At 46.2% G+C, this 16,923-nt stretch carries 11 protein-coding genes; 8 read left to right on the top strand and 3 right to left on the bottom strand.

The window, feature by feature from the left end:
• Positions 1-227 precede the first annotated feature (227 nt).
• Positions 228-3,443 carry a glycosyltransferase gene (locus ACUVJL_RS27765; RefSeq protein WP_445248792.1) on the bottom strand — a complete coding sequence of 1,072 codons (3,216 nt, stop codon included), beginning with the start codon at positions 3,441-3,443 and terminating at the stop codon, positions 228-230.
• A 190-nt stretch (positions 3,444-3,633) separates the two neighbouring features.
• On the opposite strand from ACUVJL_RS27765, the gene cobA reads away from it, so the two are divergent.
• From cobA to ACUVJL_RS27735, 6 genes are all read left to right on the top strand, one after another.
• Entirely contained in the window at positions 3,634-5,205 is a 1,572-nt protein-coding gene (gene cobA, locus ACUVJL_RS27760; RefSeq protein ID WP_445248791.1) for a uroporphyrinogen-III C-methyltransferase, read from the top strand.
• A gap of 184 nt (positions 5,206-5,389) precedes the next feature.
• On the top strand, positions 5,390-5,581 hold the full coding sequence (locus ACUVJL_RS27755) for a DUF2281 domain-containing protein (protein WP_445248790.1): 192 nt from the start codon (positions 5,390-5,392) through the stop codon (positions 5,579-5,581).
• Positions 5,568-6,083, top strand: coding sequence for a type II toxin-antitoxin system death-on-curing family toxin (locus tag ACUVJL_RS27750; protein ID WP_445248789.1), 516 nt, complete (start codon positions 5,568-5,570; stop codon positions 6,081-6,083). The genes ACUVJL_RS27755 and ACUVJL_RS27750 overlap by 14 nt, the downstream gene beginning before the upstream one ends.
• 233 nt (positions 6,084-6,316) lie before the next feature.
• The gene (locus tag ACUVJL_RS27745; protein WP_445248788.1) at positions 6,317-7,507 is read left to right on the top strand and encodes a trypsin-like peptidase domain-containing protein; all 1,191 of its coding nucleotides are present in this window, start codon (positions 6,317-6,319) and stop codon (positions 7,505-7,507) included.
• A gap of 87 nt (positions 7,508-7,594) precedes the next feature.
• The gene (locus tag ACUVJL_RS27740; protein ID WP_445248787.1) at positions 7,595-8,173 is read left to right on the top strand and encodes a Uma2 family endonuclease; all 579 of its coding nucleotides are present in this window, start codon (positions 7,595-7,597) and stop codon (positions 8,171-8,173) included.
• A gap of 330 nt (positions 8,174-8,503) precedes the next feature.
• The gene (locus ACUVJL_RS27735; protein WP_445248786.1) at positions 8,504-9,136 is read left to right on the top strand and encodes a restriction endonuclease subunit R; all 633 of its coding nucleotides are present in this window, start codon (positions 8,504-8,506) and stop codon (positions 9,134-9,136) included.
• Positions 9,137-9,335: 199 nt separating this feature from the next.
• On the opposite strand, the gene ACUVJL_RS27730 is transcribed toward ACUVJL_RS27735, so the two are convergent.
• Positions 9,336-14,492 carry a CHAT domain-containing protein gene (locus ACUVJL_RS27730; RefSeq protein ID WP_445248785.1) on the bottom strand — a complete coding sequence of 1,719 codons (5,157 nt, stop codon included), beginning with the start codon at positions 14,490-14,492 and terminating at the stop codon, positions 9,336-9,338.
• Between the two features lie 205 nt (positions 14,493-14,697).
• On the opposite strand from ACUVJL_RS27730, the gene coaE reads away from it, so the two are divergent.
• Entirely contained in the window at positions 14,698-15,435 is a 738-nt protein-coding gene (gene coaE / locus ACUVJL_RS27725) for a dephospho-CoA kinase (RefSeq protein WP_445248784.1), read from the top strand.
• 624 nt (positions 15,436-16,059) lie between these two features.
• Here the strand turns inward: coaE and ACUVJL_RS27720 are convergent.
• Positions 16,060-16,263, bottom strand: a complete 204-nt coding sequence (locus tag ACUVJL_RS27720; protein WP_445248783.1) for a hypothetical protein — start codon at positions 16,261-16,263, stop codon at positions 16,060-16,062.
• 73 nt (positions 16,264-16,336) lie between these two features.
• Here ACUVJL_RS27720 and patX point away from each other — a divergent pair, with 73 nt between their 5' ends.
• A complete protein-coding gene (gene patX / locus ACUVJL_RS27715; protein ID WP_445248782.1) occupies positions 16,337-16,558 on the top strand; it encodes a heterocyst-inhibiting protein PatX in 222 nt (73 codons plus the stop codon).
• The last annotated feature ends 365 nt before the right edge of the window (positions 16,559-16,923 follow it).

Below are 16,923 nucleotides of genomic sequence, written 5' to 3'. Positions count from 1 at the left end.
GTGGTTGGATTAACATATACCAAATTTTTTTTTTTTTGATTTATAATTCGTTACGCATCGTGATTTATATTATTTACACTCTTTTGTTTTCTGGGGGACCCCCCGGACCTCAATGGAGGGGCGGGACGCCCATCCCACAAGAACCATCAAATTGTAAGTTATTTAATTCTCATTCCTACTACACAAACCAAGTCCGTTTTTGTGGACTAAAGAATAAAGAATCAAGATTAACTTGCGATTTGTTCCAATAGCTTTTCAGCACTATTCACGCTTTCCATATCGTAAATTTCCCGGTTGTAACAAACAATTTGTGCTACCAACTTTTGATGATATTGCTGAGCTTTTGCCAACATAGAACCCTGGGAACGCCGATAATTGACAACTACTTCTCTCGTTCCCAAAAAGGGAATATTGTGCTTGTGGCAGTTAACCCAAAACTCCCAATCTTCGTAACCTTCCTTCATCCCAACTTTGTACCCGCTGACCAAATCCAAAATAGATTTGTGATAGAGTGAAGACGGGTGAATCATGTTAGATTGCTTGATGTTTTCGGGAGAATACAACTCGTAACTGGGTACTATGCGATTTTCAGTTCCAAACATTTGATAAGAACCAAATGCTACGCAAGGTACATTTGATTTTAAACATATTTCTAAAAGGTCAGTCAAGGCGTTTTCAGCTAGGATATCATCGGCATCTAAAGGCATAATGTATTCACCCTTTGCTGCTGCTATGCCAGCATTTCTAGCACTTGAAAGCCCTTGATTTGTTTGTTCTACCAGCCTAATTTGATATGGGGAATTTGCTACTATTAAATTTTTGGCAACTGTGCTGGTAGTATCTAAACTGCCGTCATTGACAATGATAATTTCCCAATTTTTGTAAGTTTGGTTAATCACGCTAGTTACTGCTTCCCGCAAAAAATGAGATTGATTGTAACAGGGAATAATCACAGATACCAAAGGTCGATCTGCCAATTGTGGCGATGCTGAAACTTGTTTGACACTTTTTGATTGTAAATTCTGTGCCGAATTTTTAGCAGCTTGCAAGCTGTAAAAATAAATCTTGGGATGGACGATGGCTAATTGATTCAGATCGGTATTTTGATATTCATTTACTAACCTTGGATATCCCGACAAGTATTCTTGTTTAACAAAAATCAAGATATTCTGAGCGTACCAAGGCTCTACTTTGTGATTGTTCCATATTTTTTTTCTCAAGCAGTCAATAACTACATAGCCGTTTTTCTGAAAGTAATAAACCCAATATTGTGGCCACTGTTCGTTAACGTGTTCGACGCCTCCTTGAAATGGTATCGCAGCAGAAAACAGAATCACCGGTGCTAGTTGAGTGAGAGAATTAACCAAGTTTTCGGCACAGGTAGCCGGCAAATGTTCGGCAACTTCCAGAGAAATTGCTAAGTCAAACTTTCTGTTTATTTGCAGCGGTTGCTTTAAATCGGCGGATTGGAACTGATTTAAAGGAATTTGTAAAATAGTGCGATCGACATAATCGCCATCTATTCCCAAACAATCAGCAATTCCCAACTTGTGAAACGCAGCTAACCAACTTCCCGTACCGCAGCCCACATCTACCACACTTTTAGGTAAAATGGGTTGCAGCAAGTCTAACAGCAGGGGAATAATTTCTCTAGCAGAATTGCGAGTTCCTTCTCCGATTAATTGGTAAAAATCTCTTGTATAAGATGACTGTTGGTTTTGATTGGTTTGGCTGGCTGTTTGAGAATTAATTGTCTCTAAACTGCTAATATTGTAACCGTGCAAATGTGCTGGTAACTGCCAGGAAATATTGGGGTCGGCTTGATGTTTTACTGGCTCGACATTGCCCCGCCAAGCAGCCCCCATAATTTGCATTGTTTGATATACTACTGTTTGCCATCCCCTTTGCTTCAAGTAATCTAAACCTTTACCAACATCTGGAGCGGTTAAATCGTGAAATAAAATTATTGCATCTTCCTCAGCCAATTTTTCACACGCAATGGCATCATTTAACGGCCCATCACCTCCGTGTTCTCCGTCAATAAAAATTAACGACCATTTGCGGTTGAATTGAGCGGAAAATTCTTCTACTCTTTGGGGGCTATAGCCGGGTATTAGCTCGACTGATGTTTGAACGCCCGACGCATTTAGAGCACCTTGAATTGAATCGATTACGCTTTGTCTGATATCTTCTCTTTCTAACAGTGGATCGACGACATCTAACTTAACTCCTGCGAGGGCTAAGTGACAGGCAGACCACCCTAGCCAGCAGCCTATTTCTAAGGCTTTTTTACCTTTGAATTTCAGGGCTGTATTGTAAAGGATGTGTGCTTCATCGCGATTCAAAAACCCGATCAATGGATAGCGCTTGTCTGCATACCAATTATGCGGAATTTCCCGGCGCAAGTAAGGCCAGTTACTTGCATTTGGCTCGGCAATAATCATATTGGGGAAATAGGAGTCAGGTATAATTATTTGGAACCCTGGGGAAACATAATCCCCTGGTTGTAATAAATTATTTTTGCTTAGTTCAGGTTGTTGGTAAGTCATTTTTATTTTTTGAATTATTTGTATTGCTTCCTGTTTTTTAGGTTGATAACGGACGCTAATTTCCAGTATATCGCCGTCAGTTGCCATCAATTGTACTCGGTCAAACTGCTGGCGACCAGCTAAATGCAAAATGCCGATCGCCTCCCGCGGCAAGTACGGCTCCACAAAACAGCCTCCCTGCTTGTCCCAAACCGGAAAACCGTTGAATATCCAATTACACCAAGCTGGGAGCATTTCAGTCAGATTGAACAATTCGCCACTGTAAACAGCGAGGTTGAGGGCAAATTGATCTGTCATGACACAGCCGGATCTTTGCAATCCTTGATTGAGTTTGTCAGCCCATATTTCCCAGTGCAAAGCGTCTTTGCGGAGGGCGAAAACTCCGGCATTTAATATGGGATAACTGTATAATTTATTAGCGATTTCTTCACCAAAGTTAGCTTCGTATTGTTGATAAACCCACTGCCAAAACTGAGGCAGTTGGCCGTACTGCTGCAAGCTCGCCCTGTGAACTTCGGGAACAATTGCCAGTCCCCGCCGCGATGCTCCTTCAACCAACAAATTAATTGCTCTCCAGTCTTGAACCCAAGCATCAGCATCAATCCAAAGGTATATATGAAAATTTGGAAAGTATTTTCGCAAACAAGGTCTAACTAATAGTCCTTTTAAATGTTCGGGAGCTTCATTTCTGCCAGGAAAGTCAAAGTCCCAATCTGGCTTTTGAATGATATTAACTTGTGTTTCCAGCCACTGCAACTGTTGGGGAGTGCAGCCGAGATCGAAAAAGCCGATCGCCACATTTTCGCCCTCGGGTTTTTCCCGCACCGATAAAATAGTACCTCGTACCAATTCAAAGTAATTTGCATCGGCGGCCGTGATGATGATAATCTGCATAAATAGTAACGGGTGCATCTCGTTAGGTGGGGGCGGGTTTATTTAACCTGTTTGCACCGTTAAAGGGAAGGGGTGAACCCGCCCCTACAGGCTGCTTGAAAAGTCTGATTAAATTATAGGGTAGGGTAGGGTGCGCCGCAGCACCGCAATATTCATAAAACTATACTATGGAGACGATCGAGGAGGAATTGTGAAAAACCAAAAAGGGAAAGTTTATCTAGTCGGTGCGGGGCCGGGAGATTGTAACTTGATGACAGTGCGATCGCACAAACTGCTATCCCAAGCCGAAGTCTTAATCTACGACGCTCTAATCGACATCCCACAACTCGAATTAATCCCACCAACTTGTCAGAAAATAGAAGTCGGCAAACGTGGCGGCAAACCTTCCACCCAGCAGCAAGAAATTAACCGTTTGCTGGTAGAACATTGCAAGTTAGGCAAACAAGTCGTGCGGCTAAAAAGCGGCGATCCGTTTATTTTTGGTCGCTCCAGTTCTGAAATACAAGCATTAATCATAGCGGGCTGCGACTTTGAAGTAATACCCGGAATTTCTTCCGCCCTATCCGCACCTTTACTAGCAGGAATTCCCCTCACTGATCCGGTGATGAGCCGCTGTTTTGCAGTCATGAGCGCCCACGAACCGGATGCTCTTGAATGGGAAGCTTTAGTGCAGATAGAAACTTTGGTAATATTGATGGGAGGGCGAAATCTGAGCGAGATTATCTGGCAATTGCAAAAGCACGGGCGATCGCCCGAAACTCCGATCGCCATTATCCGAGATTGTGGTCGCCCCGAACAGCAAATTTGGCTGGGCACTCTCTCCAACATTGTACAGCAAACAGCAGGTCAATCTCTATCGCCTTGCGTGATCGTAATTGGGGAAGTAGTCAGATTGCGCGAATATTTAATCCAGCCAGAAAGCACAAATATGATCGATACGCCTGTCACCACTAATAACCGCCAATTGCCGCTAGCAGGAAAAACCATTTTAGTTACGCGATCGGTTTCTCAGTCTGCTGAATTTAGCGATCGACTCCAGCAACAAGGAGCCCGGGTTATCGAAATGCCCGCCTTGGTAATTGGGCCGCCCTCCACTTGGGAACCATTAGACAGTGCGATCGCACAATTATCAAGCTTTCACTGGTTAATTCTCACTTCCCACAACGCTGTAGACTGCTTTTTTCAACGATTACAAGCAAAAGGCAAAGACGCCCGGAGTTTGTTTGGTATTAAAATCGCAGTTGTCGGGAAAAAAACAGCAGACAGTTTGCGATCGCACTCTCTACAACCAGACTTTATTCCCCCCAACTTTGTCGCCGATTCCCTAGTCGAGAACTTCCCCGATAACTTGCAAAACTGCAAAATCCTATTTCCGAGAGTAGAAAGCGGCGGCAGAGAAGTTTTAGTTAAAGAATTCACCGCCCAAGGAGCGCAAGTAATAGAAGTGCCAGCTTACCAATCTTGCTGTCCCGAAACTATCGATCCGATCGCCCTATCCGCACTCCAAAATCAAGCCGTAAATATCATAACATTTGCCAGTTCTAAAACTGTGCATAACTTCTGCAATCTCATAGAAAAAAGCCCGCCGTTGTCCGGATCTCAGGATTGGTTGGAAAGCGTTTGCATCGCATCCATCGGGCCCGAAACTTCCAAAAGCTGTCAGAATTTATTGGGTAAGTTAGATGTGGAAGCCAAAGAATACACGTTAGACGGATTGACTGAGGCGATCGTCCAATGGGTTACAGACTATCAAAATTTGTAAGTGCGATCGAACAGCCGTTAATTATCTAATCTGTAGCTTGTAAAATGGTTGTAATACCAATTTAAAAAAATTCAGGGTAAGGACACGGCACTGCCGTGTCCCTACAGATGTTCGCGTACAATCTCTCGGTTCCAAAACTTTTATGAATTAGGATAAAATAGTTGTAAAATAACTAGGAGGAAATATGACCGCAAAAGACCAACTTCTTCAAGAACTAGACCAAGTACCAGAACCTATGTTGAAAGAAGTGCTGGAGTTTGTACTAGCCCTGAAGGCAAAACAGCCTGTAAAAGCAGAAAAAAGTGATGTTTGGAACGCTTACCTAGCATCTAAAAAAGAACGAGAGGAGGTTTACCGTCGCCTTGCCAACTCCTAAATTTCTCTCTCTAGAAGAAGTGCTAGAACTTCATGCAGACCAGATTTCTAGCTTTGGCGGCACTCCCGGCGTTAGAGACGAAGGTTTGTTAGAGTCGGCTTTGGCTCAGCCACAAGCAACTTTTGGCGGTCAATTTTTGCATCCAACAATTAGCGAACAAGCGGCCGCCTATCTCTATCACATAGCGATGAATCATCCCTTTATTGACGGCAATAAACGAACGGCTTTTGCGGTGATGGATACCTTTTTGCGTTTGAACTTATATCTTGCACCATTCTCAATTAGCCTTTTAGGAACAGGCAAGATGCCTGTTCCACAAGAAAATCTACTCTTTGTGGAACGGGCATCTTGCCCGTTATTGAGAATGCTGCAAGATGTGCGTTTGAATGGTTGCGCTCTGAATTTGACGGACGATGGAGTATATGATTTAGTCATGCGAGTCGCACGGGGAACGATAACTAAGGAAGAATTAAGCACGGAGTTCGAGTCATGTATTGTTTAGTTTTAATAAGTAAGTTGGGCAGCCTGCATGGAGATTAATTAAGGTACGCAGTACGCACCCTACATTGAAATAGGGAATCGCGGAACAAAAAAGCGAGTAAAATTATCACTAAAGAACAAAGCCGAGCTCCTTGGCGTCAAATCACCAATAAAACTAAAAACAAAAAAAGTACCAAGGACCGATCGCCCTTTCTCCCGCAAATCCCGTTACCCAACTACAAATTAGCAATAGCCATGAATATAAATTTTTCTCGTTACGACAGCTTAACCACCCTGCTAGCAGGAACTACCGCAGCCTTAACCATAGTCATCAGCCAACCCGCGATCGCCAAAACCCCCCAAGAAGTCGCCAGCATTGCCGGACCGCTGACAGTACAAATTAACAGTTCCCTCGGAGACGGTTCTGGCGTAATTATTGCCAAAAAAGGCAAAACTTACACAGTTTTAACAGTCAATCACGTCGTAGAAAAAGCAGACGTGAAATACACCGTTCGCACGTCGATCGGCAAAAACTATCAAGCAACTGCAGTCACCCGTTTGCAAACCGCCGAAACTGACCCAGATTTAGCCGTAGTCAAATTTGAAAGCCCCGAAGAATATCCAGTGGCGACGATCGCAGATTCCGATTTAGCCGTCATCGGCACTCAAATCTTCGTTTACGGCTATCCCGCTACGGGCGGACTTTTCGGCGCCGAACGAGAACCCGAACTCTCTCCCGGACTCGTTACCAGCCGCCCACGCAACCGCCCAGAAGGTTACACTTTGCGGTATCAAGCCGTAACTTGGAGTGGTATGAGTGGCGGCCCAGTTTTTGACTCCGAAGCCCGAGTCATCGGTTTACACGGACAAGGGGAATTTGGTTTCGCGCAAACCAGTTCCGGCGAAGTCGCCCCGATTAAAACCGGATTTAATGCAGCAGTTCCAATCAATACATTTATCGCGAAGCTGGTGGCGGCGGGAATAAACAAATCCGAGTTGAAAGTAGACAATACTCCCCCAACCAGCGGCCCGGTATCCACCGGCAATCCGCAAGATGCCCAAGCTTATTATTTTCGAGGACTTTCGCTGTTAGATCAAGGAGATGCTTGGGAGGCGATCGCGGATTTCAACAGATCGCTCGCTTTCAAGCCCAAATATACCCCTGAATTGTATTTTAATATCGGTAATGCCCGCACTTTCCTCACGGCCGGCTTGCCCCAACAGGAACCCACACGCGGTTCCACTGCTATTCAAGCATACACGCTGGCGATCGAAGCCAATCCCGGTTTTGCCGACGCTTACTACAACCGAGCTTTAGCTTACCTGGACAACAAAGACCAACCGAAAGCAATTGCCGACTTTCAAAAAGCAGCAGAACTTTACAAGCAAGGCGGCAGAACGAGTGCCTATCAAGACGCGCTCAGCAGAATCAAACAATTGCAGTAGAATGAGAAGTTAATAATTAAGAATTAAAAATGGGATTACTCATTTTTAATTCTTAATGTATTTCATAAAATCAGCAGGTAAATAACAATGACTGCTATCACCTTAAACCTCAATTCCATTATCAAACTAACTTCAGAACAGTTTTACCAACTGTGCGAAGAAAACCCCGATTTAAAATTAGAACGCAGCGCCAACGGAGAATTAATCGCCATGCCACCAACCGGAGGAGAAACAGGGAAACGCAATGTTAAATTGACTACACAATTGGATCTGTGGAACGAACAAACCGAACTCGGCGAAGTGTTTGATTCCTCCACAGGTTTTGCTCTGCCCAATAAAGCCGATCGATCTCCCGATGCTTCTTGGGTAGAAAAATCCCGCTGGTCAGCTTTGACGCCCGAACAAAGAGAAAAATTCATCCCGCTTTGTCCCGATTTTGTCATTGAATTAGTCTCGCCCAGCGACAGCCTAAAAAAAACTCAGGAAAAAATGCAAGAATATATGGAAAATGGCTGCCGTTTGGGTTGGCTGATTAACCGCAAAAAACGGGAAGTTGAAATTTATCGCCCCGGTCAAGATGTGGAAGTTTTACAATCTCCTCTCACCCTTTCTGGAGAAAATGTTTTGCCGGGATTTGTTCTCAATTTACAAAAAATTTGGAATTAGCAAAATTAAATTTTGACTTATATCATCTTCGGTAAAATAAGCGTTACCAGTTCGTAGTGAGGAATGCAAGTCCGAGCGAATTGGGTCAGGACTCTGGGTCCTCGCTACGAACCAATTTTGTTATTATATCCTGGCCGATCGATTAACCCTAATATCCGGGTCGGGGCGGGTTTTTGAGATGGTCAATTGTTGGCCGGTATTGTTGGCGAACCCGCCCCTACAAAAATCGCGATCGCTCGACCGGACATTATATTATCGCTCGACGGGACATCATATTACCGGGAAATTTGATAAAATTATAAGTACCCATAAAATTAACAGGCTAGAATTATGGTTCAAACAATTCAAGCTAAAAATGTCACATTAGAAGAATTAAAAACACTTTTTAACCTTCAACTTGTCACAGACGACCAATTTTTCAGAGAATGGCAAGACGAGTTACCAGAAATTACCGACTTTCAAAAACGACAGCTAGATCAGATTAAAGCGGGTTACTTCAATATGTGGTCGTATCCGCCGATGCTGGAAAAAACCATTAGTTTGTCGATCGTCTCTCCGCTGTTATTTGCAGGCGAGTTTTATCTGCATCCTTTCTACATTAAACCAGAAAAATCCGTCGAAATTTCCGAAGAAGATGAAGGGGTTATCATCAAAGGCAGCCTTGATACTTTAGTTTTAAAAGAGCAGTTGTGGCTGATGGTAATAGAATCGAAACGAGTTTCATTTTCGATCGAAGCGGGATTGGCGCAAATCTTAGCTTATATGCTGGCAAATCCTAATCTCGCTAAACCTAGTTACGGCATGATTGCTACAGGCGGAAGTTTCATCTTTGTCAAATTAGTGAAAGGAGAATCACCTCGATATAGCACATCTAAGGGGTATCTCACCCGGAACCCCGGCAACGAACTTTATGATGTACTCCGCATCCTCAAACGCTTGAGTCAAATAGCAGCTAGCAATTAGTCCTTAGTCATTAGTTATATCATGTCCGGTCGATTACCCGAAATCAGGTAGGGGCGGGTTCACAAACAATATCTGCCAATAATTGACAATCTCAAAAACCCGCCCGGCAGGGATATTATGGTTAATCGATCGGACATGATATTATTGGTTATTGGAACCAACAAATAACCAATAACCAAGAACAAGTAACCAATAAGAATTACCACGGGGAACCGATCATGGTAAAAGCAGCCCAATAATAAGGATGCGACAAATTTCGATCGCCCCTGGCGGCCAACTCCGACGGTAAAGGCAGAGCTTGATTGTTGCCCGATCGCACCAAATAACCATCTTGCAACCGCACTTCTCCCCGCAACATCGCCAACTGCGCTTGCCGCAAAGCCTCAGCCTTAATCGGCGCTGTACGCAACTGCTGGTAAAACTCAGTCATCAGCCCCAAAGTACCGACATCGCTGACATACCACAAACTCGCCAAAGCCGATTTTACCCCCGCGTGTACCGCCAACCCCGCAAACCCCAACTCAGCTTGTTCGTCTCCCACCGCCGTAGTACAAGCACTCAAAACCAACAACTCCACCTGCGGGTTAGATAACTTCAACTCCTCCAACTGATTCAAGCGCAACTTAGTATCCCAAAACTGAATGTAAGAATTTTCGGCCCCGCCCGGCTGAAAATCGCCGTGAGTAGCTAAATGAATAATTTTGTATTGCGGTTGATTGCGCTTACCCTTCAAATTTGCCAAAGTAAAAGCTTCATTGAGAAAAGACGAACCGGGCCAAATCTTGCCTACAATTGTCGATATTTCCAGCGGCACCGCAGGCAAAGGATTTTGATCGTATTTGGCAGGAAAATTCGACGCACCCATCGCTAAAACTTCAGAACCCTTAACATCGGCATAGCGAGTATCAGTTAAACTCAAACTCGGAATCAGCCCCAAACTGTACTTTTCTACCAAAAACTGCTTGCCGTCGTAAAGAGCAGCCAAAGGCAAAGTTCGCAAACCGGCATCCATCGAAAACACCAAGGTGTCAATGTTGTTAGCATCCAATTCCGGTTGCAGGGGTGCAATTAACCACTGGTAAAGTTCCTCGGCAGGTTCCTTGTAATCAGCAGCATTCAATCTCCTGGGAGTTCTGATAGCATTAGTGAATTCTTTAGCAACTTGCAGCACTGTCTCGCGGCTTGCAGACACGCTTTTAAAAACATTTTTGCCGTCGGGCAATAACAACACAAGTTCTAAATGTTTGTCTTTCGCCCACACGTAAAGGATAGCGGGTTTAACCCCAGTCAGCCGATTGACGCTGCTGAGAGTATCTCGAATACTTTGCTGCGTGACAGACTTTTGACCGAGATTGCCGCCAAAGTAACGTTCAAATTCCCGGCCCTGAGTTATATCCCTTTGCTGCACTGCGTCGATCGGATTTATTTGCCCGATCGAACTCGATCGAGAAATCTCAGGAACCCTCACATTCCCGATACTTTCTGCTGTTACCGCACTTGCCGGCTTCTGTGCAGTTGCCTGCAAGCTACCGTTTTCTGTCCTCTCCGGAGCACCCAAATTGTCTTTTAACACCGACGGCGACAGCAGTACCAAGCCAGCCTCCGTCTCGTTCGAGGGCGCCTCAACAGGCGCAGCAGCCTGTTGAGGCGAGACATTGGCGTTACTGCTCTTTGGCACCGACGCGGAGTCCGGGAGACTCACCTGAGTCACAATTTGTGGAGAATTGCCTGTAGTTTGCAGTGCCACGCTGCTAGTTGCTGCCGGACTCGGCACGATCGCCAGCGGCCCGATAGCAGTTGAGGAGGTGGCAGTGTTCGGCTTGGAGTTTCCCGTCCCAACAGTCGCCGCCGTGCAGGTTCCCGAGGAGCAAGTGCTTTGCAGCAGCGTCTGTGAACCCGATCGAGCCAGCCCGTCTGTAGAAATGCTGACCGAGACGCCCGAAGCAGCCGTTCCTGTTCCCGCCGCCCGAAACGCTCCCCCAGCCTCGATTGCCACATCGCCGCCCGTATTGCCGCGAGCTTTGATCGAAACAACTTCAACATCTTTCTGCCCGGTAATCTTGCTCGAACCGGCACTTCCCCACTGCGAACTCGAATTGATCACCCCTGTAACGATCCGCCCGGGCGCCGCAATCGAAATATCTCCCCCGCTTGTGGAACCGAAAGCATCGATGTTGCCCGTTTCTACCGCACCGGCGCTGCCGATGTTGATAGGGCCCGCCGCCCCGGAAGCCGATCGAGATGAAACCGTACCAGCAGTCACATTGCCTTGACTGCTAATGATGTTAATCCCCGCTTTCGAGGTAACGTCCCCAACATTCACAGTACCGCCGATCAGATCGATCGTGGCGTTATCAGTTCCGACGATCGCACCCGTTCCCACGATCGCACCGATGCCATTGGGCGATTGAATCCTCGTCGGATCTTGAAATGTCACCGCCACTGGCGTTGAATTAGGCGTTAAATTTGGCCTTCCAGAAGCAATCGAGATCACACCGCTACCGTCAGAACGTCCGATCGTGATCGAAGCAAACCCATTCCGAAAAGTGTTCAATTCAGCAGCAGTCAAGTTCAGAGCTTCTGTATCGCGAGAACCTTCAATTATAATATTTTGACTTGGATCAGCCGGTTGCAGCACCAGATTGCCATTGCTGGCGATCGAATTTTTGTCACCCGTCAAGTCAATCTCGCTGCCGGTTAAAGTAATATTTCCCGGTGTTTTCGAGCCACTAGATGCGATCGCCCCCGCAGTGACGACCAAGGGTCCGGTCAGCGTCACATTCCCCGCGCGATCGCCCCGAGTGTCGATCGCACCCACAGTCACCGTACCCTTGGCGGTAACGGTCACATCTCCCCCCGAATTGCCCATATCTTGGGAAGAATTGACATTCGTGTTGATGGTGGGGGTTCCAACAGTAAGTAGCTGACCAGTTGTGATATTGCCCGTTGTGCTGGCGAGGCGAATTTCCTCACCGTTGGTAGAAATATCGCCGGTTCGGATATTGCCGTCAGCTTTAAGAGTAATTGAGGCCTTGTCGGCCCCTGTCAAGGAACTTGTGGTAGTGATTGTTCCCAAACCTGCCGGCGATTGAATAATTAGCGAGTCATAAAATGTCAAATCGTTGGCAATCAGAATCGAACCGATACCGTTGCTGCGACCGATCGTAATTCCAGCAAACCCATTTTGCAAACTTCCGAGGTCCTTTGCCGTGAGATTCAAATAAATATTAGTGCCGACATCTCCAGAACCGCCGATCGCAATATTTTGACCTGGACTCCAAGGTTGTAGTACCAAAAAGCCTGTGCCGCTGACTGAATTTTTGTCGCCTTTAAAATTAATTTCATTACCAGTCAAAGTAATATTTCCCGCACCCCCTGCGACGAAGCTCACTCCCAGAAGATTCCGAGCCGTCACAGTTACATTTCCCGCCGCTTCTAGGCCACTGGCATCAAGTTTTTGGGCCGTTACGTTCAGGCCTTCGAGCAAAATATTTCCGCTGCTGCCGATGCTGGGATTGGATGAAGAAATATTGTTGGCAACGGTCGAACCCGGACTAATCAAACTAATATTTCCGCCGTTGCTCGACAAATTACCCGCCGTAATTTGATTTCCCGAAATGGCGATCGAGCCACCAGCCGTGCTAATTGTATCGAGCGCATTCATCGAAAAAACGCCCGCGCCACTGCGATCGGCATCTGCTCTCAATGTTACCGATCCAGTAGTTGCTTGAAAGCTCAACTGATTGTCCGCCAAATCAGCAATTGTAATATCATTGAGCGCTTCGAGAACCACATTTGACGTAGCCGACATACTTTCCAAAGCTAAGGCCGAAATTGTCAGCGAAGGCTCAGAATTGTTTTGCTGTCCTGGTAGCCTTCCTGTTGCCAAAATATTATTGTTGGCAATTATTGCCGCATCGCCCGTAGCTTCTGTAGAATCTGTAATTAAGATATTCTCTGGATCTAACAGCAAAGTCCCCAAACCATTTGTCCCGTCCGTATCGACAGTACCGTTAAAAATCAATCTTTGCTTGCCCGAAACTTCTACAAACCCGCCAACACCTGCGGTGTCAGTTGCAGAAACGCCTTTCGCGCTGATGCTGCCCAAAAATGCTGTTGTGTTGTCCGCCCAGACAAAAACTCTGCCGCCGTTGCCGGAGCCCGTTGCGTTAGCAGCGATCGAGCTTTTGCCATCCACGTAAGTCATTGTTGCATTCGGCACAGTTCCCTCGCCTCGGTAATCTCCCCCGATCCGCACTGTTCCCCCGCCGTCGGGTCCGGAAGCCTCAATCTTCGCGGACAATAGCCCTACCTTGTCGCCCAACACGTTCACGCTTCCTCCCCCGCCCCCCCTGGCAGACACGTCCGCAGCACCCGATACCAGCGCAGTTCCAGCACCTGCAGGCACTGTTTGCCCGCCCGCGAGCACGACTTCACCGCGATCGTTCGTAGTTATACCCGTAGCCTCAGCGGCACCAGGGCCCGAGAGTAGCCGAGGTAAAGTCAGCCCAGAGAACGGAAGAACTTGCGAACTCGACACTCCGGCTGCTGGGGAAACTTCTAAACTCAGCAAAAGTCCCTCTTGACTCAACCGCACCAGATTTTCCCCCGGAACAGTCGCCACAGTAATTTGACCGCCCGGGGCAGAAAGTTGCCCTGTACTGATGACCGTACCGCCCAGCAAAGTCAAATTTTGCCCCGTGCCGACAGCCAAGTTACCGGCATTGACAATACTCCCCGGCTGTGCGCCAAAAGCAAAAGCATTCGGCGCTCCGACTAGGGCCGGGTAGTCGTTCGCCCCTGTACCGTTGAACCAGCCGTTGTCAAAACCGATACCGCTAGCGGTGGTAGCCAAAAAAGACCCGGACACATCGAGTCGAGCATTCGTTCCAAAAATGATGCCTGCAGGATTCATCAGCAACAAGTTAGAATTGCCGCCACTAACTTGAATTAGACCGTTAATTAAGGAAGCGTCGCCGCCGACAACGCGGCCGAGGATATTTTTTATGGTTGGGTTGGAGATGAAATTGGCAGTTTCGCCAGAATTCAGACCGAATCGAGTAAAACTGTGGAATACATTTGCTCCGTCTCTCGAGGGTGTGCCGCCTGTAATGTCGTAGCGAGTGGGCGACCCTGTACCCTGGGCGGGAGTGCTGACTTCGGTTCCCGTGCCGTCTGATGCTGGAATAATAATAGGCCCGGCCGCCGCAATTTGAGATTGGGGATAAATTGCCACAATCACCCATCCGCTGCTATTTTCTTTGAGGAAAACCAGGTTGGGGAAAAAATCTAATATCAAAAATCCCGCAAGGGGAATTGCTGCCAGAATCGATCGCACAGCACGTTGAGCATTCATAAGTTTGCCTCGGTCTAGACCTTGATTCGAGTTAAAAATTGAGATTTTGCGTAAAAAACAGTCGATCGCACCCCAATGCTCACAATTCCTAACGCCAACTCTCGATCGCAAATTTCAAATTTTCAGTCTAATTTTGATTGTGTGACCAACATAGCAAAGACTGACACTAAGTGTCGAAACACAGGAAGTTTAAACAGAGAAAATTATGAGCGATCGAATTATCCGTCTGATCGGTTTAACTGGGGGCATCGCCACCGGTAAAACCGCGATATCTAATTATCTGGCAGATGCCTGTGGATTTCCGATTTTAGATGCCGATATTTACGCCCGCGAAGCTGTCCATCCAGGTTCGCCAATACTCGAGTCTATTGTAGAACGATACGGCGCTGGTATTCTGCTCCCCGACGGCAATTTAAATCGGGCAGAGTTGGGAAATATTATTTTTTGTAACGCTCTCGATCGGCAGTGGTTAGAACAACAGATTCACCCTTATGTCCGCCGCCGATTAGTTGAGGAAACTCAAAGCTACATTGCTGCATTGAGTCCGGTATCCCCAGGCACACAGGACTTAGGTACAAAGACTCAAGAAACCGGGTCTTTTCACCGTCATCAAAAGCTAGAACGAAGTATTGTTGAAAAAAAACCCGGTTTCTGCGCCCGGGCTGACACGTTGACTTTGGTTTTGGTAGTGCCGCTGCTGTTTGAAGCTAACATGACTGACTTGTGTACCGAAATTTGGGTGGTGTACTGTTCGCCCGAAGTGCAGTTAGAACGGCTGATGCAGCGAAACGGGCTGAGTTTCGAGCGAGCTAATGCCCGCATTAACACCCAGTTATCCCTAGCTCACAAGTGTCAACAAGCTGATGTTGTTTTGGAGAACTCATCAACCCTCGACTCGCTGTTGTTACAGGTAGATGCCCAAGTCAGTCGATTTGAGATTTGAGATTTGAGATTGACTCCGCGATATCGGTTGAAAAACCCGGTTTCTGTTTGTAGGGTGTGTGAGCCGCGACGATGAACTTAGGATCGCGAATTAAATAACTTACAATTTTAATTGTTATTGTGGGATGGGCGTCCCGCCCGGCCAAAAAGGACGGGCGGGACGCCCATCCCACAAACTTGTGGAAGTTATTTAATTCTCATTCCTTATGTCACCAGTAGCGTGTCTTAAACCGTGGCTCGCGCACCGCTTGGACGAGCACATATACGTTCACGTTTCATTCAAAAACACCCTATAGCAACCTTTTCGGATTGGTGAATGAGCTTTTTTTTAACGAACCGCTTTCGACTCGTCCTTCAAAGTGGCGCGTCAGCGCTCTTGTCACAAACCAAGAGAAGAAAAGAAAAGATAAAAGGTTCACAATTCATTTAAAAATACAATAGCAACCATTTATAAACTTAATGTAAAAAATTAGGCCTTGCCCGCCTTAAGGAATCTCATTCAGCAAGATATTTATATGTAGCGTGCTGCTGGCGCGCCTGGGTACTCTATTTGTTTAGGCTTTAAACCCTGGGTTGCGGCTTCATATCAATAAATTATGAAGTTAATCATAAAAGTAGTAAAAATTTACAATTTGCGGTTTGAGTTTCCTTCTTTGAAGAGTGTTTCGAGAAAATGCCAGCGGTTGAATTCTGCTGCTTGCCCGCAAGCAGCAGGCAACTCGAGCTTACAAGCGAACAGGCGAGCTAAATGAGGGGTTTTATCCGCTTTTAACGAAAACTCAAAAAAATTGCCGATGCCATTAATTAGTAATTGATGGTTTCGCGGCAATTCATTTTTTTTTACCCGGATAGCAGAGTACAGGCTGCGTATCAAGAAGTGGAAAATACAAATACCAAATTTTATGATGCGCGTTTACTCTTCTCTCTTGATGTCAGGCTTGTTAATGAGCAGCACCGCAGTTAACGCTCAAAGCTTAGAAACTCGATCGACATTTTTTGCTCAAGGCAACCCTAGTCCAGAATTTTTAACGGCTCTAGCTCACACTCAGAGCTTGTACGCAGATCACGATAAAGATAAAGATACAGATACAGATACAGCGCCAGAACGAGGCAGCGGAAGATAAACCCGAAAAAATCGATAGTTGTCTGTTGCGAATTAGGGGGAGGGTGGAAGAATGGCAGAATCGAAAATGGTGATAGGAGGAGAAAAATTGAAGATTTCGATCCTTTAATGGGGGACTTATAGCCTTTCTCAGAAAGATGAGGTACTCATGGGCATAGGGCATAGGGCATAGGGCATAGGGCATAGGGCATAGGACATACCTCACTTTTTTGAGAACCGCTATACGTAGGGCTTGCTGAAAAAGTCAGAAAACAGCATTTAGAAAGATGAGTGAATTTGAGCTGGCCTCGGCAATATAAGTTTTGTCAATCTTGTGATGGCGAAACATAGCTTTTACCAATGATTTAAGCCAAAAAACATGACAAA

It is taken from the genome of Microcoleus sp. OTE_8_concoct_300 (assembly GCF_031383065.1).
In the GTDB taxonomy this organism is placed as follows: domain Bacteria; phylum Cyanobacteriota; class Cyanobacteriia; order Cyanobacteriales; family Microcoleaceae; genus Microcoleus.
The sequence above is the reverse complement of the archived record's forward strand: the minus strand, read 5'-3'. Positions and strand labels throughout refer to the sequence as shown.